General features: G+C 47.8%; 13 protein-coding genes and 1 pseudogene. 6 read left to right on the top strand and 8 right to left on the bottom strand.

Going from position 1 to position 20,289, the window contains the following annotated elements; all coding sequences use genetic code 11:
* Positions 1-4: 4 nt before the first annotated feature.
* A complete protein-coding gene (locus R3D00_17250) occupies positions 5-3,178 on the bottom strand; it encodes a GDSL-type esterase/lipase family protein (protein MEZ4774934.1) in 3,174 nt (1,057 codons plus the stop codon).
* Between the two features lie 99 nt (positions 3,179-3,277).
* A complete protein-coding gene (locus tag R3D00_17245) occupies positions 3,278-4,351 on the bottom strand; it encodes a mannonate dehydratase (GenBank protein MEZ4774933.1) in 1,074 nt (357 codons plus the stop codon).
* Positions 4,352-4,539: 188 nt separating this feature from the next.
* On the opposite strand from R3D00_17245, the gene R3D00_17240 reads away from it, so the two are divergent.
* The 6 genes and pseudogenes from R3D00_17240 to R3D00_17215 all read left to right on the top strand — a co-directional run bounded on the left by R3D00_17240 (position 4,540) and on the right by R3D00_17215 (position 13,048).
* Positions 4,540-5,358, top strand: a complete 819-nt coding sequence (locus R3D00_17240; GenBank protein ID MEZ4774932.1) for a sugar-binding protein — start codon at positions 4,540-4,542, stop codon at positions 5,356-5,358.
* A gap of 682 nt (positions 5,359-6,040) precedes the next feature.
* A pseudogene (locus R3D00_17235) lies at positions 6,041-6,226 on the top strand (DUF433 domain-containing protein).
* Positions 6,198-6,329, top strand: a complete 132-nt coding sequence (locus R3D00_17230) for a DUF5615 family PIN-like protein (protein ID MEZ4774931.1) — start codon at positions 6,198-6,200, stop codon at positions 6,327-6,329. Before R3D00_17235 ends, R3D00_17230 begins: the two are co-directional and overlap by 29 nt.
* A 335-nt stretch (positions 6,330-6,664) precedes the next feature.
* Complete coding sequence (locus R3D00_17225; protein MEZ4774930.1) at positions 6,665-9,841, top strand: DUF1553 domain-containing protein; 3,177 nt, start codon at positions 6,665-6,667, stop codon at positions 9,839-9,841.
* On the top strand, positions 9,841-11,274 hold the full coding sequence (locus R3D00_17220) for a DUF1501 domain-containing protein (protein MEZ4774929.1): 1,434 nt from the start codon (positions 9,841-9,843) through the stop codon (positions 11,272-11,274). Before R3D00_17225 ends, R3D00_17220 begins: the two co-directional genes overlap by 1 nt.
* 19 nt (positions 11,275-11,293) lie before the next feature.
* The gene (locus R3D00_17215; GenBank protein MEZ4774928.1) at positions 11,294-13,048 is read left to right on the top strand and encodes an arylsulfatase; all 1,755 of its coding nucleotides are present in this window, start codon (positions 11,294-11,296) and stop codon (positions 13,046-13,048) included.
* Here R3D00_17215 and R3D00_17210 read toward each other — a convergent pair.
* From R3D00_17210 to R3D00_17185, 6 genes are all read right to left on the bottom strand, one after another.
* Positions 13,029-14,267, bottom strand: coding sequence for a serine hydrolase (locus R3D00_17210; GenBank protein MEZ4774927.1), 1,239 nt, complete (start codon positions 14,265-14,267; stop codon positions 13,029-13,031). The two genes, R3D00_17215 and R3D00_17210, sit on opposite strands and share 20 nt — an antisense overlap.
* Before the next feature lie 9 nt (positions 14,268-14,276).
* Positions 14,277-14,816: a hypothetical protein gene (locus R3D00_17205; protein ID MEZ4774926.1), complete on the bottom strand. Its 540-nt coding sequence runs from the start codon at positions 14,814-14,816 to the stop codon at positions 14,277-14,279.
* 86 nt (positions 14,817-14,902) lie between these two features.
* Positions 14,903-16,210, bottom strand: coding sequence for a threonine synthase (gene thrC, locus R3D00_17200; protein ID MEZ4774925.1), 1,308 nt, complete (start codon positions 16,208-16,210; stop codon positions 14,903-14,905).
* 27 nt (positions 16,211-16,237) lie between these two features.
* Positions 16,238-17,185 (bottom strand): homoserine kinase, encoded by a 948-nt coding sequence (locus tag R3D00_17195; GenBank protein MEZ4774924.1) that lies wholly within the window; start codon positions 17,183-17,185, stop codon positions 16,238-16,240.
* Positions 17,186-17,232: 47 nt separating this feature from the next.
* Positions 17,233-19,698, bottom strand: a complete 2,466-nt coding sequence (locus tag R3D00_17190) for a PKD domain-containing protein (protein MEZ4774923.1) — start codon at positions 19,696-19,698, stop codon at positions 17,233-17,235.
* A 152-nt stretch (positions 19,699-19,850) separates the two neighbouring features.
* On the bottom strand, positions 19,851-20,258 hold the full coding sequence (locus R3D00_17185; GenBank protein ID MEZ4774922.1) for an energy transducer TonB: 408 nt from the start codon (positions 20,256-20,258) through the stop codon (positions 19,851-19,853).
* Positions 20,259-20,289 lie beyond the last annotated feature (31 nt).

Raw genomic sequence — 20,289 nt, 5'->3', positions numbered from 1 at the left:
CCAATTACTCTATCGGGTGTGCTTTCAGCAGTTCTTCGGGAGAATAAAACCCGGTTTTACCTGCCGTAGCCGCCCGGACTTCTTTCACTTTTGACGGCGAAACGGGTGAAGCTTTATTGCCAAAAGAATTGCGGACATACGTCAGCACAGCCGCCATTTCATCGTCGTTGAGCATACCCCGGTAAGGTGTCATCGGCACCTGGCCGGGGTATTTTTTGCCTTTTACTTCTATGGGGCCCATCATACCATTGAGTACGATTTTAATCAGCCGCTCGTCACTTCCCGTCACCCATTCCGAACCCGCAAGTGGGGGAAACCCAGATGCCTCCAGGCCTGCACCATCAGCCTGATGACAGGTGACACAAAATCCTTCCCGGTTAAAGATCTTTTCCCCTTTAAAATATAGTTCGCGGCTTTCGCCTACCAGATGCGTGCGTTTTTCCTCTTCCGGTGGATTATCGACGCTATGCCCGTTGAGGTGAGCCAGTGCTGTTTCGTAGGCAGGCAACATCCATTCGTCGAGGGGCGATTTATAGGCTTCTTCCAGTACAGAGAGCCCCGCTTCTTTTTTCAGCCACGATGCTGCTACAATGGCTTCGAGTCTTACCCTTCCATGCGGGTCTGCCGCCGCCTGGCGGAGCAAAGCCGTCTGGTCAGCGATCTGATGTCCACCGTAACGCAGCACCCGAACGGCAGCCGCCCTTGCACGGAAATCATTGGCCGTCATCAGTTTTCTCAGCAAAGACTGATCTATATTGTTTAAGCCCCAGCTCACCCAAAGTCCTTCCAGTAAATGGTGCTCGTAACGAGGCTCGTTCGGGTCTAGTGCTGCCGTCCATTTTTTGAGTTCCTTTAATACTTCTCCAGCATTTCGCTCTCTCAACTCCCGTCGGGTGCGATAACGGGTGCGGTATTCGGGGAGTTTGAGGTTGTCGAGCAATTCGGGGATACTGGCACCGGCAACTTTTGCGGGCGTTACCAATGGACGGGATGGATATGTGATGCGGTAAATACGTCCATGCACATGGTCGCGAAGGGGATCCCGCGCATTGTGCTGCATATGCCCGATCAGCACATTATGCCAGTCTATCAGATAGAGCGAACCATCGGGGGCAAATTCCATATCCACAGGCCTGAAATTTTTGTCTGTGCCTACAACCAGATCCTGGTGATGTTTGCTCACATACCCTGTACTGCTGTCCACCATGGTATGTTGTTTGGTTCCAAGAAACCCGATGGTATTGTTGATGAGCAGGTCTCCCTGTGCATCATCCGGAAAATGCCGGCTGGACACAAACTCAAGTCCCGAGGTAGGACGCACGCGATGGGCATCTTCAATCAGGTTAAATGATTTGTGGGTAGCCACGCCATAACGGGGTTTTACAGAACCCGGCATCATCCAGCGCATATCGGGGCCGGAGGTTTCAGCAAAAAAGTTTTCACCCCATTCGTCGAAGGCTATTCCCCACGGGTTGGGGATCGCGAGCTGGGCCGTGCGCTCCAGTTGTTTGCGTTGGGGGCTATAGCGATAAAAACCACCATTGGTACCTCTGACAGGTCCGTAGGAGGTTTCTACGTTGGTATGCAAAAACACCCCTTCTCCCATATAAAGTGCTCCCGAAGGATCGGCACAAAATGCACTGATCACATGGTGCGTGTCGTGATCATCAAACCCGCTGAGAATGATTTCTTTTTTATCGGCTTTATCATCGCCATTTGTGTCTGTCAGAAGAATAAGATTGGTTCCCTGCGAGACATACACCCCTTCCGGCGCAAACTCAAAACCGACAGGAATATGCAGGCCTTCAGCAAAAATGGTCTCTTTATCCGCTTTGCCATCGCCATCGGTATCTTCCAGAATAAGTAGCTTGTCGTTGGGTTTGGCATCGCCGGGGCGCCAGTGTGGATAGGTGGGCATAACCGCAACCCAAAGGCGTCCGGCATTGTCGAAGGATAACTGCATGGGGTTGGCCAGATCGGGAAATTCTTTTTCTGAAGCAAAAAGTTCGATACGATAACCGGGTGCGGTCTTCAGGGTAGCCAGTGCATCATCACCATAGAGATACTCCGGATTTCCATTTTTTTCACTGACTTTATAGTTCGTTTGTACAGCAGGCAGAACCGTTGTCTCTTTATCTGCTGCCACAAGATCCATTTTCTCACCTTTGGCAGCCAACCAGATTGCAGCGTCCCGAATGGCGGTCATTTCCCTTATTTTTTTCAATTCTGCGGGGTAGTTATCCGGACCAAATGGTTCATATCTCCGTCCGTACACATGCACACCGTTTGGTATTTTGTAATCGTTATGCCACATCCAGTTTTTCTCCTGAACAGCTGCGTGTACCATATCTCTGTTTGCCTCCGCCGTTACTTTTGTTCGACCAAAAACCTGGTCAGCAAGCATGGGGGCAAACTTTGCGTAACCATTATCGGTAAGCTGAAAGCCGTCAATGGTAAGGGGCTCTTTCGTCTGAGAAAACCACTTTTGCGTGGGAGAAAAAACATCGATAAATAGTACCCCATTTTGACCAGCCACTTCACGCATTGCCTCTGTGTACATTTTCAGATTGACATTCTCTTCTTTTCCGTCAGGAAGATCATACTTGTCGCTAAGATCTTCGAATGCAATCGGCGAGACTACGGCAAGTTGCGGCGAAGAAATACCATTGTATTGTTTTTGAAGGGTATGTTGGATAAAAGCTGTTAGTTCTGCTTTGTAGTTTTCCAGCCCTGCTTCTCCCTGAAAAGATTCATTATACCCAAAAAAGGCAATGATAATGTCGGCTTTATGGCGGGTAAGCCATTCATCAGGTGTTTCAAAATGGCCTTCGCTTCCTGATTTGTGCGCAAGTTCATCCTGAAACGCTTCTGCTCCGGGAAATGCCCAAGGGGAAATCCGGCCCGAATGCGGACGAAATCCGGGTGTATCCCCACCATCGCACATATTGCGGATATATAAACTACTATCGGGGTAGCGGAGGTGCATTTCTGTTTCAAAATGTCCATAATTCATCATTCGCGAGCCGAGGTTGTTGCCTACGAGCATGATATGGGCGCCTTTGTGTAATTGTAGCACGGGTCCGTCAGGCGCGCTGCAATGAATAGAAGTAAACGCAAGCAGCAATACACCAATAATCGTGGGAAAAAGTGGAATTGTTTTAGAGCCAGGTAGTTGCATAGTAGTCCGGATTAAGTAGATCAGATGTTACCCGCCTAAAATACACAAAAACACCTGATCCCAAAGCAAACCATCCATGCCAACGATTGCCTTAATGATTTATACCCCTACCATCTTCATGGCGGCTTTCATATATCCCATAGCAAACGCCATCCCTGCATGCCAGGGAGCATCACAGGTCATCTGCGGGGTGTGGTCGGGGATCAGCACGCCCTGGTAGTCATTTTTCTTTAAAATCTGAAGGATACGGATCATGTCGATATCGCCTTCATCGACAAACACTTCTTTATAGTTGGGGACTTTTCCCCTTACATTTCGAAAGTGAATATAACCGATCCGGTTTTGTTTGCTATACCGATCGGTAACTTCATAAATATCTCCCTCGGTCATTTCGGAGATCGAGCCGAGGCAAAACTCCAGCGCATTACTGGGGCTGCGGTGAGCATCAATCAATTTTTGATACATATCCGGCTGGTAAACCAACCGGGGGGTATTTCTGACATAAGGCATTGGCGGGTCGTCGGGATGCAGCGCCAGAATCACCCCCGCCTCTTCTGCAACTGGTAATACCTCGTCCAGAAAGCGCTCCAGCCGCCGCCAGAGTTCGTCGTGCGTAATGCGGGGAACTTCGCCTTCCGGCGCGTCGGGATTATAAATCATATTCCACACCATTCCGTTGGGTATGGGGGTTTGGTCGGTGATTCCATCCATTCCTACCGAAACAGCCCCGCCGCGTGCATAAGCCCCTTCTACCCTGCTGGCGACGCCTGCGATGGAAAAATTGTAGCCCAGGCAAGGGATTCCCGCCTCGCCCATTCTCCGGATAATCTCTTTGACTTTTTCGATCTGACTTTCCCGCTCTGGTCCATCAAGCAGAATGTCGTACCAGAGGCCCGGGTCGAGGTTTTCGATGGCTTCGAGTTCGAGTCCGGCAGCATTGATGCCCTGTTTGATTTCCAGCAATTCTTCCAACGACCAGAAAGGATTGACCGTACCGGTATAACCCCAGCCCTGTTTTCCGCCTACTGGTTGGTTTGCAGGGCCATCTTTTTTGCCGAAGGCGTTAAAATAATCCACCAGGTGGATGACGAGGTGCGTAGCACCGCATTGAACCGCGAAGCGGTAGTTATCTTCTGTGAGCATGTGCCGGTATAAGCCGAAGCCAAGTTTCATAGTTTTATGATTTAAGCCAAATATCGCAGAAATCGGGAATATTTCGGGAAAATATGTAATTTAAACAATCAGGTTAACCACAAGAAGCACAAAACAGGTACAACCCGTACAATGGTTTTCTTAGTGATCTTTGTGAATTCCTGGTGTCCTTTGTGGGTAATTGCTGAACACCGGATCCCATCATATATATGAATACCGCCCTCTTCTCCTTAATAGTCACCCTTTTCCAGTGGCAGTCCTCACCTCCCGACACACTGCTTATTCCCTTTCTTGCGACTGCACCCACTATTGACGGCAATCTCAACGAATGGAAACACCAAGCCTTTCACGATGGAGAATGGGACATATTCCGCGTTTCGCATACTGCCTGGTATGAACCCTCGCGCAACCGGCTGACACAGCATGGATCCGAAGATCTTCTGGAAAATGATCTTTCCGCCAGGTATTACATGGCATGGGACTCGGCGTATCTTTATCTGGCCGCAGAAGTAACCGACAATCGCAACGATATCATTCCGCACAAACCCGAACCCTTCCGCTGGTATTACAAAGACGCCATTGCCTGGTTTATCGAAAGCCCGGCAGACGATAATTCGGAAACCTTTGGTGAAGGCGATCATGGATTTGCCTTTGTCGCCGACCCAACCCAGCCGGCAAACGGCGCGTGGTGGCGACATGGAACCGCAGATAGCACCTATCTGGAAGAACCCATCCCCGCAGAAGCAGTGGAATACAGGATTAGCGGGATGGCCGGATTTCCCGAAACCACCGGGAGTTATACACTCGAAGCGAGGATCAGCCTTGCCCTGACGATGGGAAGAAACAACCCCGGCTGGAAGCCCCCGCAGCAGGGCGAGCACTGGCGAATGATGATTGTCCACTGCGACCCCGACGGCGGCGATTACGGCGGACATTTGCTCATATACGGCAAAGGAGACGACGACCAGACCTGGATGCCCGCGGTGTTGGCGGGAGAAAAAATTGCGCCGGAGCGGAGGGAAAGGTGAGGGGGAACCACTTAATCAAACGATATTTTTAGCTTTTGCTGTCCTAACAATTGGGGTGGGGTCAATCAAAATTACCTGGCAATAAAACCGGCTTATTTATACAGATAAGTCATCCTAATCCCCGGACAACATCAGTGACTGTAATACGCAGGTAAAATGAGAAATATAAATTTTCATCTTTGTCTAATTATAAGCGGGATATACTTGATTTCCTGTTTAAATAACCCCATCAAGCGAAATACTTCAGTCTATGATAGGCTCACAAATGATAGTATAAAGTTTTGGGATGTCCATCAATATTTTGATAGATACTTTACGGATTCTGCAATCTACTGCTATAGTTTCAAATCTGACGGGACATATCAGCGTCTTTACTATGAGAAAAATACAGGTAGTAGGAGAATTTACAATCCTCTTCCTGATGTAGCTATTCCAGACAAGTGGGATATTAAGTCAGATACCCTAATCATAATTGGAAACAGTGATTTTATCATTAGAAGGATTACCTGGGACACATTAATATTGGAAACTTTAAGTGGAGCCAGAATATCAATGCATTCATCGAGGTAAAGATTCAGAAACTATATCCTCATCGCCGACGGCTACCGCGGCATCACCAGCATCACCTACAACCCTCTGAACCTCCCCGCAAAGATCACCTACGACGCCGCCGGGCGCAAGAGGAAAACCTGTAATTAAAGGAACCCGGCTGTCGGTGGAATTTTTGCTCGAACGGCTGGCAAATGGCTGGACACCTCAAAGTCTTCTGGAAAACTATCCGCGCCTTACACAGGAAGATATACAGGCACTGTTTGCTTTTGCGTTGGAAGGATTGAAGGATGGATTTCCTGAAAGATCAAGGGTATGACATTGTGCATATTGATGTAGTTACCCCGAGTATTACCGATGAAGCTGTTATGAAACGTGCTATTCAGGAACAACGAATCATCATTACCTTTGACCGGGATTAGGATGCGATTTTTACCCGTCGCTCACGATCTGCCGCAAAAGCAAGACAGGCCTGGGAACGAGTTTTATCTGCGGAAAATCATCGATGATTTCCTGGGGTTGCATTCCCTCCGAAAGCCAGGATAAAAAACCGGAGTTGTCCGAAACTACTTTGATAACTTTCCAAACCACCGTGGATCGCAGCACCACTACCGAAAACCCGCTTGGATATAATAATAGCCGTCTGTAAGATTCCGCGATAAGGAAGAGATCGGCACTCCCCCAAAAGTTTCCATTCTCCACCGATTTTTTTTATCTTTCTTTATCTGTACAGGAATTACCCCCTAAGCTGTCTGTAATGAAAGGTTATTTTGCCCTTTTGTCCGGCGCACTGGTTGTGGCCATTTGCTTTTTCTTTGTGTCTTTTCGCAACGCTGGTTCCGGGCAAAGCATTTCCTACAACACCCATATCCGCCCTATCCTTTCAGATCGTTGTTTTATCTGCCACGGCCCCGATACGGCTAAAATTGAGGCTTCTCTTCGCCTCGATACAGAACTGGGCGCCAAACAAACTCCGCTCGAAAACGGGGGTTTTGCCTTTGTGGCCGGCAACCCTGATAAAAGTGTCGCCTATCAGCGAATGGTTTCTGATGACCACGATTTTCATATGCCGCCCGCGGAATCTAATCTTTCCATATCGCCGGAGGAAATTATCATGATCCGGCAGTGGATCGAAGATGGCGCAGAATACCAGCCGCACTGGGCTTTTATTCCACCCCAAAAAAATCCCCTGCCACAAAGTCCTTTCCCCGGCTGGAATCAACACCCGATTGACCAATGGATTGGCCAAAAAATGGCGCGAATGGATTTGCAACCGGCTCCACCCGCGACAAAAGAAATCCTCGCCCGACGTGCAGCTTTTGATCTTACCGGCTTGCCGCTATCGCCGGAAGCTACCAACATTTTTCTCACAGATACTGCTCCTTCTGCCTATGAAAATCTGCTTGACAGCCTGCTCGCCTCTCCTGCCTATGGCGAACGTATGGCCGCTTATTGGCTCGAACTGGCGCGTTACGCCGACAGTGATGGCTACCTCGATGACAAACACCGCGAATTCTCCCCCTGGCGGGATTGGGTGATAGAGGCTTTCAACAACAACATGCCCTATGATCAGTTTATCTCCTGGCAAATTGCGGGAGACCGCTTCCCCAATCCCTCCCGCAACCAGGTGCTCGCTTCAGCTTTTAACCGCCTGCATAAAAAAAATTCGGAGGCGGGAATTGTCTTCGAAGAATTTCGCGCAGAATACGTAGCTGACCGAACCAATACTTTCGGAAAAGCTTTTCTCGGCCTCACGCTTGAATGTGCACGTTGCCACGACCACAAATATGACCCCATCAGTCAGAAAGAGTATTATCAACTATACGGCTTCTTCAATCAGACACACGAACTTGGCACTGCGGTATATGGCCCCGGCCAAACGCCTGGCCCTTCACTTCTCCTCACCGATGAGGAAACCCAGTCGCAAATTGATTTTCTACGCTCAAAGATTGCAGAAACAGAAGCTGTGGAAAAAAACCAGCAAATTTCACCAAAAGGCTTATTCACAGAGTCTGAAATAAAAAAATCCCTGAAGCAAGCTATCGCGGCGCATTATCCTTTTAATCAGTTTACCTACAATGGTCAAATGGCCTATTCCCCCAACCTGAATAATACTAAAAAACGGTCATCCATTTCCGGCCCGGATATACGAAAGGGTTATAGCGGAAAAGCGGTATTTGTCAATGAATACCAGACCATTAAGCTGGACGAGCGGGAAGGATGGTTTGACTATACGCAGCCTTTTTCTATCAGCCTGGCGATTTTTCCCGATACAGTCTATGATGAAGCCGGATTGTTTTATCACTGCGAAGATTTGCGGCTGGGGCTGAAAGGGTATTCTGCCTGGCTGGAAAATAATAAGGTGCGGTTTGTCCTTGCACGATCCTGGCCACATCAGGCAGTTGAAGTGATTTCTCGTAATCCGCTGCCTGTCAGGAGCTGGTCTCATCTGACTTTCACCTGGGATGGATCGGTTGTGCGAATGTATTTTGACGGAGCGGAAATCGAAACGGAAACCAGGGCCAATCATCTGGAAAAAAGCATTTTATTTACCCCCGACATCCACACATATGGCTTTAATGGGTTTTATTTCGGACACAGGCAACATGTCCGGCTATTCCGCAACGGAGGAATTGATGAAGTGAAAATATTTAACCGGAATCTTTCCACTGCCGAGGTTTTGTACAATTATCAGCCGGAAGCGGTTCTTAAAATTTTACAACAGCCAACCTCACCGGCCTTTGAAAGTCTGAAAAACGATTTTTTCCACTTCAATCCGGCAGATGATTCCATACAGCAAAAGCTTCGTTTTTGGCGGGATTCGCTGGCAAAGGTGATAACACCGGTTCCGGAAATTATGGTTATGGGCGATTTGCCGGAAGACAACTATCGAAAAACATTCATTCTGGATAGGGGAAATTATCACTCTCCGGGCGAAGAAGTATTGCCGGCAACTCCTGCGGTTTTGGGATCTTTTAATGGAAAAACCCGTGAAGATCTCGCGAAATGGCTGACTGAGCCCAAACATCCGCTTACAGCGCGGGTATTTGTCAACCGCATCTGGCAGATGCATTTTGGCCGCGGGCTGGTAAACACTTCAGACGATTTTGGTGCACAGGGTTCACTCCCTGCGCATCCCGAACTACTCGACTGGCTGGCAGTCTGGTTTGTAGAATCGGGCTGGGATGTAAAGGCTTTGCACAAACTGATTCTCACCTCTGCAACTTTTCGCCAGTCTTCCTTTGCTGATGATCTGAAAAGAGAAACAGATCCACAGAATATTTATCTTTCCAGAGGACCTTCATTCAGGCTTCCCGCCGAAATGGTACGGGACCAGGTACTGGAAGCCAGTGGTTTACTCGTACACAAAACCGGCGGTCCCTCAGTTTATCCCTATCAGCCCGAAGGGCTATGGGAATCACTCAGCAACAAATCATGGCGATATAAATACAAACAGGAACCGGGAGAAGGATTGTACCGAAGAAGCATTTACACTATCTGGAAACGCACTTCTTCCCCACCCGCTTTGCTGATTTTTGACGCCGGAGACCGCAGTGTATGCACCGTCAAACGGCAGGAAACCTCGACACCTCTCCAGGCATTGGTATTGCTCAACGATCCTCAGTTTGTAGAAGCGGCAAGAATGATGGCACAACAGACACTCAATCTGCCGGGCCTAACCGCAGACAATCAACTGGCTCTTACCTTCATCAAGCTTACAGGCCGGCAACCCTTGGAAGAGGAAGAAAATTTATTGAAGAAAATGTGGGAAATGGAGTTTCGGTGGTTTTCCCAAAATCCGGATGATGCGCTTGTATATATCTGTACCGGAGAGACAGAACCAGATCCACTGCTTGATCCGGTGATTCTCGCTACCCATGCAGCCGTGGCTCACAATATCATGAATACCACCGATAGTTATACCCTGCGATAATGGAAAAATACTACCACACACGCCGCCAGTTTTTTACCAGAGCCGGAATGGGCCTGGGTGCCGCAGCACTTTCTCTTCTGCTTCCGACAGGATTGCGGGCAAAAGAAGATTTTTTTTCAGGAGACATCCTTCCCGGACAGCCACATTTCCCTGCCCGGGCCAAAAGAGTCATTTATCTTTTCCAGAGTGGCGGCCCCTCACAGATCGAAACTTTTGATTACAAACCCGTGCTGAGGCAATGGCATGGAAAGGAAATTCCTTCTTCTCTGCGCGGCACGCAGCGCAACTCGGGTATGGTTTCCGAACAGGCGAGTTTTCCGCTGGTGGGTTCATTTGTGGATTTCAAGCCATACGGGAAATCCGGTATCCACGTCAGTGACCTCCTTCCTTATACTGCCGGGGTCGTGGACGAGTTGTGTGTGGTTAAATCTGTATTTACGGAAGCGATTAACCATGAGCCCGCAGTGATGTTTGTACAAACAGGTTCCCAACAAAGCGGTCGCCCGTCTATGGGTGCCTGGCTGAGTTATGGACTGGGGTCAGAAAATGAAAACCTTCCGGCCTTTGTGGTGATGGTTTCCAAAGGTGGTTCGGCACAACCCTTGAGTGCCGCAGCATGGAGCAATGGGTTTTTGCCTGCTCAGCATCAGGGGGTACAATTTCGCAGTGGCAAAGATCCTGTGCTGTATCTCAATAATCCTGATGGTATTTCCCAGGCACATCGTCGCGAGTCGCTGGACTACATCCAACAGTTAAACGAGGCGCAAAAAAATCATTGGGAAGACCCCATGATCGATGCCAAAATCCATCAGTATGAAATGGCCTACCGGATGCAAATGTCGGTGCCGGAAGTCGCAGATCTTTCTGACGAACCCGCTCATATCCTCGACCTCTATGGTCCTGATGCGCGTATTCCCGGCACTTATGCCTATAACTGCATTATGGCCCGCAGGCTGGCAGAAAAGGATGTTCGCTTTATCCAGCTCTATCATATGGGCTGGGATCAGCATGGCGGACTTCCATCGGGCATTTCCCGGCAGTGCCGCGACACCGATCAGCCAACCGCTGCGCTGATCAAAGACCTGAAACAACGCGGATTGCTGGAAGATACGCTGGTCGTCTGGGGGGGAGAATTTGGCCGTACCGCTTTTTCTCAGGGACGACTTACCAGAGACAACTACGGACGGGATCACCACCCGGGTTGTTTTACCATGTGGATGGCCGGAGGCGGGGTGAAACAGGGGTTTTCCTTTGGAGAAACCGATGATTTCAGTTATAATGTTGCCCAAAATGGTGTCCATGTCCACGATATGCAGGCGACGATTTTGCACCTAATGGGTATGGATCACGAAAGACTGATTTTCAAACATCAGGGCCGCCGGTACAGACTGACAGATGTCCATGGAAGGCCCGTTACTGATATCCTTGCCTAAACTCGTTATAATACCTGAAATGAGAGCCTGTAAACTATTGATAATCTGCACCCTGACTTTGCTGACCGTCGGTTGCAGTCAAAGGCATTCCCTTCCGCCAAATATCGTCCTGATCATGACCGATGATCAGGGTTACGGGGATCTGAGGATGATGGAAAATCCACTCATAGAGACACCCAATATCGATGCTATGGCAACGCGCAGTGCAACTTTGCAGCGGTTTTATGTAAGTCCGGTCTGCGCGCCTACGCGCGCCAGCCTCATGACGGGTCGCTACAATTACCGTACCCGTGCGATCGATACCTGGATCGGCCGAGCCATGATGGACACCCGTGAAGTGACGGTCGCTGAAATTCTCCGCGAAGCGGGCTATGCAACCGGAATTTTTGGCAAATGGCACCTCGGCGACTGCTATCCCATGCGCCCGCAGGATCAGGGATTTGAGGAGGTACTCGTTCACCGTGGCGGCGGGCTCGCACAACCTTCTGAGCCATTTGAAAACAACCGGCGTTATACCAACCCTATTCTTTTCCGTAACGGTGAGCAGGTTCAAACCGAAGGATTTTGTACCGACGTATATTTCCGCGAGGCGATTGCTTTTATGGAGAAAAGCCAGGCGGCAGGAAAACCGTTTTTCGCCTATATTCCTACGAACGCGCCGCACGATCCATTTGAGGATGTACCGCAGGAGTTGTATGAAAAATATTCCCAGCGTGATTTTTCCTCACTTTTCAGAAAGGCCGTTGCCGACACTGCAAAGGAAAATGACAAAATCGCGAGAATATTTTCCATGGTGGAAAATGCAGACCAGAATGTGGGAAAACTATTTGAAAACCTCGACAGACTGGGACTGACACAACACACGCTGGTGATTTTTATGACAGACAATGGAGCAAACACCATGCGGTATGTCGGCAATATCAGGGGAATGAAGTCGAATGTTCACGAGGGGGGAATCCGGTCGTTTTTTATCGCACATTGGCCTGAAAGGTTTAGGCCTGGCACTACCAGCGACCGCATCGCTGCGCATATAGACCTTTTGCCGACTTTTCTGGAAGTGGCAGGGGTAAGTCTTCCGGATAGTGTCAACATCGACGGACGAAGCCTGATTCCACTGCTTACAGGAAATGTTGGCGAGTGGCCTGACCGCAATCTTTTTATCCAGAGCCATCGCGGGGATTCAGCCATCCGCTATCACAATTTTGCAGCGATTTCCCAACAATATAAACTTGTACACCCTTCAGGTTTTGGTTCGGAACAAATGCCTGAAAATGTTCCATTTGAATTATATGACCTTAAATCTGACCCGGGAGAAGCCCATAATCTGGCGGAATCTATGCCCGATAAAGCAGCCCAACTCCGATCTGTGTATGATCAATGGTTTTCAGACGTCTCTTCTACAAGGCCCGACAATTATGCCAAACCTGCTATAATCATTGGCTCTGATAAAGAGCCGGTAACTGTGCTTACCAAACAAGATTGGCAAAAAACGGGTGGAAATGGCTGGGGAAGTGAGGGGTTTTGGCGATTGTTGCCTTCCCGTGAAGGTATGTATCATGTGGAAGTGCGCCTTTCCCAGCCCAGGCCGGGTACAAAAGTTGAAATTCGTATAGGTGAACAACAATGGGCGAAGATCACCGGAGAAAATGAAGTCATGGTCAGTTTTGATCCGGTTTCCCTGGCAAAGGAAGAAACCAGGCTAGCCGCATCGCTTGAAAATGAAAAGGGTTTACCGGAGAATTTTCACATTTTTGTCAACGCAACTGATCGGTAAAAACTGGCCGAAACTTGCGCGGACGGTTCAATTCAAAGTCATAAATAATTCTTCCCAATTCTCCTAAGAAGGGAAACCCTATCGTGTCGTATTCATATACTTCATCGTTGAATATTTCATTCTCATTCACATATATCGATGCGGAAAGGAAAAATTCCACACCACTTTTCTTATCAACGATATAGGCATTGTCGATCAAAAATCCGTAAGCAGCTCCGACTTTATTGTATATACGAATATGTTCCGGGATTTTTTTCTTCGAATCACCAAACATCAGGAATTTTACATAGCTATCGTAATAGTGGGTGCTGTCATACGCCGGATATACTGATTCGGAGGGGAGTTCGGACATTGCCTGATACAGAAACTGGTAGTCGTTGTCTGTCAGGTTGAATTTGGGTTTTCCGTCCACCGAACCAGGAAACATAACTTCCCGCAATAAAAGGTGCTGATCCATCAATGGGAAAGCATTTTTTCCGGTAAAATCTTTCGGCTTCATCACCAGCACGCTATCATCCATCATGTCGCCTTTTCCGATAAAAACAGCGTCCGGAAGTGGCACAGGCCGATCATTGTAAATCAATGGCTGCCAGTAAATCTTTTCTCCGTCATACATGAAATTTACAGGATTCGTATGGCGGTTTTCATCAGGTGTAAGGAAAATGGACAGTCTATGAAGAATGCGTGTTCCGGCAAATCCTTTGACTTGTAGCTCTCTGTTAAATGGCCCCTGCCCGATAAATTCATATAACCGGTTAAATGCATCATTATCACTCACCAGGAATATCTTCCGTATATAATGCCCGATGGAAGGGAAACCCGTAGCAGAGGTAGAATCGGTCATTACCGATGATTGTCCACTATATGCGCTGTCTGTCAGCATGGTTGTATGGCGATCCAGATTGGGCGTTCCCAGATTATTAAGTTTTTCCAGAGCCAGTATTGCCGCGGGCAATTTGACCGTACTCGCAGGGTAAAAATACTCCTGTTCATTCACACGAAAACCTGAAGTCGTAAAATGTGGGCGATTGAGACTGTCTCTGTCCACCTGGGTATAAAGAATCTGCAACCGGTATTTCCCGGGATCCTTCATGACTTGTTCTACTACCCCACCCCGGTTTTCCAAAATATTTTCCAGCAGGCCTTTTTCAGGTTGGGGAGAGTTGGAACAAGAGAAACACAAAATAGTAGCAGCGGTAATCAGAAGCAGAATCCTCATAATATATATTTAAACTCCCAGTCTCAGGGTAATACCTGCATTCACAATCGAAAATGCCCCCAGCCCCAGTTCAAACCAAAGGGCAATAGGATCGGCAAGATAATAGCGCCCACCGATGACGGGTCTCGGGTAAATAAATGGTCTTTCAACCGGATAAGATGATCCGGCAAATTCATACCCGATCAGTAAGGAAAGATAGGCATCCATCCTTGAGTCGTCGATACCCGCTTCGGAAAACTGATTGATAAGCGGGAAAATATGTGCAGACAACCTTGCACCGACCGCAGGATGAAGGGCGGGCCTTTTCACTTCATTCGGATCACTTAAAAACCGAAAGCCCAGATAAGCGCCGCCACTGAAAGCGCGGGTAAGCCCATATTCGGCATTCACAACTACGGGGGTAGCATTGTAATCGGTAATGATCCCAATAGCACCTATGCCGGGAGAAATGGTCAGTTCATTTTTGTAAAATGCCTGGCTATATAGCTGTTGAACCGATATTAATACCAGTAAAATAAATAAGGCAGAATGTTTTTTGATACTTTGCATAAGGGTTATTTTTCATAATGACCCATAGTGGTGGTCAAAAAGTTGCATACATTCTATCTTAAAAAAAAATGCGGCCATAATCAATATTAACCCGGAAAGTTTTGCAGAATAGCCCGCAGATCACCGTACTGGTTCCCAATAGGAATAGATTTTTTTTCTTTATCCGCCAGTGAAGCCAGTCTTTCGGGTACAGGCACTTCAAAGCCTAACGCAGGATTAACGACATCCAGAAACTTGGCAGGATGGGCAGTTTCAAGTACAACACCGTAATATTCCGGAAAATCTTTCAGGAAAGTATCCAGTGCCTGCCAACCGACCGCTCCATGAGGATCCATCACATACTGATATCTGCGATAAATTTCTTTCATCGCTGTTATGGTTTCATCATCTGTAAATGAATAGCCTTCGATTACCCCCTGCATGGCGGCCAGATCGTGTTGAAACATATCTGTCATGCGCGCAAAGTTGCTGGGATTGCCAACATCCATCGCGTTGGAAATTGTGGGTTTACCCGGGCCGGGTTGAAATTCTCCCGTCTCAAGATAGTGAGGGACGATGGCATTAATATTGGTTGCAGCAATGAATTTTGCTATTGGCAAACCCATTTTCTGCGCCATTAACCCCGCTGTGAGGTTACCAAAGTTTCCACTGGGAACGGAGAATACCACCTTCTCTCTGCGCGAAAGCGGGATCTGCTGCCATGCCCGGAAATAGTAAAAACACTGAGGAATCAACCGCGCGATATTAATCGAGTTGGCAGAACTGAGGTTAACAACATCTTTTAGGGTAACATCGAGAAAGGCCTGTTTGACCATCGCCTGACAGTCGTCGAAGTTTCCGGAAACTTCCAGTGCTGTTACATTCTCGCCTAATGTAGTCAGCTGCTTTTCCTGAAGCTCACTGACTTTCCCCGAAGGATATAGAATAATCACCTTAACCCCAGGTGTTTTATAAAAGCCATAGGCTACAGCGCCACCTGTATCTCCTGAAGTGGCAACGAGTATTGTTACTTCACGATTTTCATTTCTTACAAACCAGGAGATAAGGCGCGACATAAAACGCGCACCGAAATCTTTAAAGGCAAGAGATGGGCCGTGGAAAAGTTCAAGTACAGCATCATTTTCACCCAACCTTACCAGTGGTGCGTCAAAACTCAGTGTATGGTCAATAATCTCCCGTAGTGGTTGTTCAGGAATGGTTGTTCCGAAAATATTGCGACAAATTTCAAAAGCAATTTCCTGAAAAGTAAGCTGATCGAGCTTCCCGAGAATATCATCAGCCAGACGTCCGATATTTTCAGGCATATACAGCCCATTATCCGGTGGCAGTCCTTGTAAAACCGCTTCTTCCAGCGAAGCCCGGAGCTGCCGGTTTTTCGTACTGTATAAATACATATTTTTAAATTATCCTGTGGCTTTGAACTAGCGGATTCTTTCAGCTCCCAGCGTGTTGATAGTCGAAATAAAGCGCTCGCTGGGTATACCTGCGCGTGTAAATGCATTTTGCATGGCGATTCCCACCCGGAATGCAGTTACATCGCCCTCGCAGAGGGCAAATACTGATGGCCCTGCCCCTGAAATACTACAGCCCAATGCGCCTGCCTCGAGGGCGGCCTCTTTGACATCATAAAATCCGGGGATCAACGCAGAACGATAGGGTTCGGCGATCACATCATTGAGCGATCGCCCGATCAGTTGATAGTCTGACATAGTAAAGCCGGCAATGATTCCCCCCAGATTGCCCCATTGGGTAATGGCATCGCTCAGGGGAATTTCTTTACGGAGAATATTTCTTGCAACGACGGTCAATACTTCCAATTCGGGAAGCACAACCGCTGCGTAGAGATTGTCCGGAACGCGGATATTAACCGTGTCCATGTCTTTATTGCTTCTGACGAGTACAATTCCCCCAAGCAGACATGGGCCCACGTTGTCGGCATGGATGGCTCCACCACTGGCAAGGGCTTCTCCATCGAGTGCAAATGGGAGGAGTTCCTTTTTTTCAAAAGGCCGGTCGAGCAATTCATTGACTGCTACAGCACCGGCTACGGCACTGCACGCACTGGATCCAAGGCCACTGCCAATGGCAATTCCTTTATGGATTTCCAGCTCAATTCCCGGATAGTCACCCGGAAAATTGCCGAGCCGGTTGAGCAGGGAAAGTGCGGCAACACCCGCTGTGTTTTGAGAAGGTTCAAGCGATAATTTCCCGCTATCTCCTATAATCCGGCTGATATGCAATCCGGGTTTAGAAGAAAATCTTGCGATCACTTCATCGCCCGGTCGCTGGATGGCAAATCCAAGTGTATCAAAACCACAAGCTACATTTGCCACACTCGCCGGGGCAAATACATGTACTTCATTCTGCATGGACAAAATATTTGCGGGGGCGGGCAAATATATAAAAGTTCTTTTTATTAACGCACCATTATCTTCCGGTAAACATCCACCCCGCCGACTGTCAGCTTCAACAGATATAGTCCTTTTGCTGCCTTAGCAAGATTTACATTCTCGTTGTGAGTATAAACATACCCCAAAGACTTCTGGTACAGAATACGGCCTGAAAGATCCAGTATTTCCAATTCTGTGTTCTCGCTGTTTTCGAGGGAAATATCAACGGTAAACTGTCCACCGTTGGGGTTTGGATATACATTCAGTTTGAGGCCCAGTTCTTCTTCGAGACCAGCAAAAATATCAACAAACAACTTCTGGCAGACCGTATTGGTACAGATCCCATCACTGACAGTCAGGCATACATTGAAGGTGTCAACAGACTGATATGCGTGGGTTGGATTTTTTTGTGTGGATGTCAGTCCGTCGCCAAAATCCCATAGCCAGGAAGTTGGATTACCTCCGCTGAGATCCGAAAACTGCATAACCTGGTATAAAACAGAAGTATCGGGTGTAATATCAAAGTCTGCGACAAAATTGGCTTGTCCTGAGATAATGATCACATCCTGTGCGGTACAACCCGCAGTATCCGAAACCGTTACCGAATAGGTGCCACCGGAAGTAATATAGATCGTGGGGGTAGTTGCTCCGGTTGACCAGGTATAATTATTTCCTGTATTTCCGGCATTCAATAAAGTAGAATCGCCGTTGCAAATAGTAAAGTTTGACCCCAGTTCAACTGTGAGCGGAGAGAGCACAACCTTTACCGTATCCGTGGATGTACAGTTATCCGCATTGGTTACCTGTACGGAGTACTCTCCGGGAGAATTGACAGTAATAGATTGAGTAGTAGCAGAAGTTGACCAAAGATATTGACTGCCCGGATTCCCCGCGCTGATAGTGGTTGATTGGTTATTACATATTACCAGATCAGGTCCCAGGTCCACAATGGGAATTGTACCCTTTGTAATGTTAACTGTATCGGAATTCGCACAACCAAAAACATTGGTAACAGATACCCAATACTGGCCGGCATTAGTGGAAGTAATGGTCTGAGTGTTTGACCCGGTTGACCAAAGGAAGGTCGAACCTGCATTGTTGGCGTTCAGGGAAAATTCACCACACTCAATTCTATCTGGTCCAAGATTAACGACGGGCGAAAGTTGTACACTCAAATCCATCGTATCAGATGTCGTGCATTGAGCCGCTGTAGTAACGGTTACGATATACGTACCTGGTGCAGTTACAATAATGGTTTGGGAGGATGCACTGCCAAAGTTCCACAGGTAGTTGGTGCCAGGATTAGCCGCACCGGCATCCAGAACGATCGATTCGCCGATACAAATTGTCGTATCAGGCCCCAGGTCCACGTTGGGCACAAAGTCCACCGTTATCGCCACAGAGTCTATACTTACACACCCAAAAGTATCTGATACCACGGCGATATAGGTACCCGTCTGAAAGACATCGAGTGTTTGTCCCTGCACATTGCCAGGAAGCCAGAGATGGCTTGCCCACGGGTTGGAAGCATTTAAGGTAATCGTATCTCCGGGACAAATCAGTTGAGCTGTGGGAAGCTGTACATTGGTAGCAGATACAGAAACCTGAATCGTATCTCTGACTATAAATCCCAGCGTATCCTTTACTATTACAATGTAGAATCCGGAGTTTACCACAGATTTTGTACAAAATGTATCTGCAACACTGCTGGTCCATTGATAATCCGTTGCGGAAGGAACACAGGCATCAAGAACCAATGTATCAGTAACACAGATTACCGTATCCGGGCCAAGATTTACGGCAGGAAGGTCTGCAATAATGATGTCATCAAAAGCAAAACCATCATATTGATTGGAAAAATCAGAAGCAAAACAAATCCGGAAACGAACATTCGGTTTTCCGGCGAGCCCATTTAATTTGTGTTGAGCCGTTACCCACATTTGCGATCCGGTATTGGTTGCGGCCCGACCGGTCCAGCCCAGAAGCTGTCCGCATGGACCACCCGTCTGCCCTCCGTTCACAGAGTTGTCTGTATACCAGTTGACCGGATCAAGCAGGCCTCCTACTACTTGCCAGGTCGCCCCGCCATCTATAGACGAAAGTAGCGCGGCACCGTCCCAGCTAAATTCACTCTCCCACCAAATTCTCATGGAAATAGCCGGATTAAGTAAAGTCGAAAAATCAAAACACGGACTATTTACCCAGGAGCTGTTGTTAGCCGTATAGGGGAGGTTTAATCCACCGGTAACCCATGAGTTGGGAGCCGAAGAGGCAGAGTTGATAACAGATTTGGCAGGTGTTCCCAGAGACCATCCAGTGATCCCGGAGACAGAAGCTGTCCAACCGGCCGGACCACTGTCGAAATTTTGCAAATACGGGTAAGAAGTTACACACTGTCCCTGAAGTTGGGTTTGTAACAGCAAACTCAGCAGTATTGCCAGAGATGTATGAGGGAAAATTTTTCTGATCATCAGTGTAAATAATTGCTTCACAGTAAGGGGTTTTCCTGTAGTAAATTAGGTTTTGCGGGTAAATGTACAAATTTTTTGTCCGCAGATAACATTCAAAAGCCCCTTTGCCGGATAAAGATTCAGCAGGGGCCTTTTGTTCTATATATTTACATGCGGGAGCATTTCCCTCCTTTTTAGGGAATTTCGAACTCAAATGGAATTTCGACCCAGCACTTCACGGGCTGACCATTAGTCCGGGCGGGAGAGAAAAACAAAAAATGTGCGAAGTGTTCACAGGGAATTTGAAGTAGTGGATGTGAATTTCCGGTTACTTCATGAGTCAGATAACCACCGGTTTCATCTACAAGTATCCGAAGAACAACGGTGCCCTCTATACCTGAGTCCCACGCCAATGCAGGATAACCAATCATATGGGCGATCTCTTCGCGATTCTGAATATAAGGGGGAAGATCAACTTCATCAGTTTCATGGGCATAATCCAACTGCATAGAGGATATCGCGTCAGTCCATGCCAAACTACCAGCCAATGACATCGCGGCTGCGGTAAAGATGATCCAGGAAATACGTGTTGAGGGTAACATAGGCCTGGGAATTACAAAAGGTTAGGGCAAA

Source organism: Bacteroidia bacterium (assembly GCA_041391665.1).
Taxonomy (GTDB): Bacteria; Bacteroidota; Bacteroidia; order J057; family J057; genus JAGQVA01.
Note: the sequence above shows the minus strand (reverse complement) of the source record. Positions and strands in the feature narration are given on the sequence as shown.

What these genes read in the sequence shown, in the direction of transcription:
- R3D00_17250 (MEZ4774934.1), bottom strand. Translation starts at nt 3,178, where the DNA reads ATGCAACTACCTGGCTCTAAAACAATTCCACTTTTTCCCACGATTATT.
- R3D00_17245 (MEZ4774933.1), bottom strand. Translation starts at nt 4,351, where the DNA reads ATGAAACTTGGCTTCGGCTTATACCGGCACATGCTCACAGAAGATAAC.
- R3D00_17240 (MEZ4774932.1), top strand. Translation starts at nt 4,540, where the DNA reads ATGAATACCGCCCTCTTCTCCTTAATAGTCACCCTTTTCCAGTGGCAG.
- R3D00_17230 (MEZ4774931.1), top strand. Translation starts at nt 6,198, where the DNA reads ATGGATTTCCTGAAAGATCAAGGGTATGACATTGTGCATATTGATGTA.
- R3D00_17225 (MEZ4774930.1), top strand. Translation starts at nt 6,665, where the DNA reads ATGAAAGGTTATTTTGCCCTTTTGTCCGGCGCACTGGTTGTGGCCATT.
- R3D00_17220 (MEZ4774929.1), top strand. Translation starts at nt 9,841, where the DNA reads ATGGAAAAATACTACCACACACGCCGCCAGTTTTTTACCAGAGCCGGA.
- R3D00_17215 (MEZ4774928.1), top strand. Translation starts at nt 11,294, where the DNA reads ATGAGAGCCTGTAAACTATTGATAATCTGCACCCTGACTTTGCTGACC.
- R3D00_17210 (MEZ4774927.1), bottom strand. Translation starts at nt 14,267, where the DNA reads ATGAGGATTCTGCTTCTGATTACCGCTGCTACTATTTTGTGTTTCTCT.
- R3D00_17205 (MEZ4774926.1), bottom strand. Translation starts at nt 14,816, where the DNA reads ATGCAAAGTATCAAAAAACATTCTGCCTTATTTATTTTACTGGTATTA.
- thrC (MEZ4774925.1), bottom strand. Translation starts at nt 16,210, where the DNA reads ATGTATTTATACAGTACGAAAAACCGGCAGCTCCGGGCTTCGCTGGAA.
- R3D00_17195 (MEZ4774924.1), bottom strand. Translation starts at nt 17,185, where the DNA reads ATGCAGAATGAAGTACATGTATTTGCCCCGGCGAGTGTGGCAAATGTA.
- R3D00_17185 (MEZ4774922.1), bottom strand. Translation starts at nt 20,258, where the DNA reads ATGTTACCCTCAACACGTATTTCCTGGATCATCTTTACCGCAGCCGCG.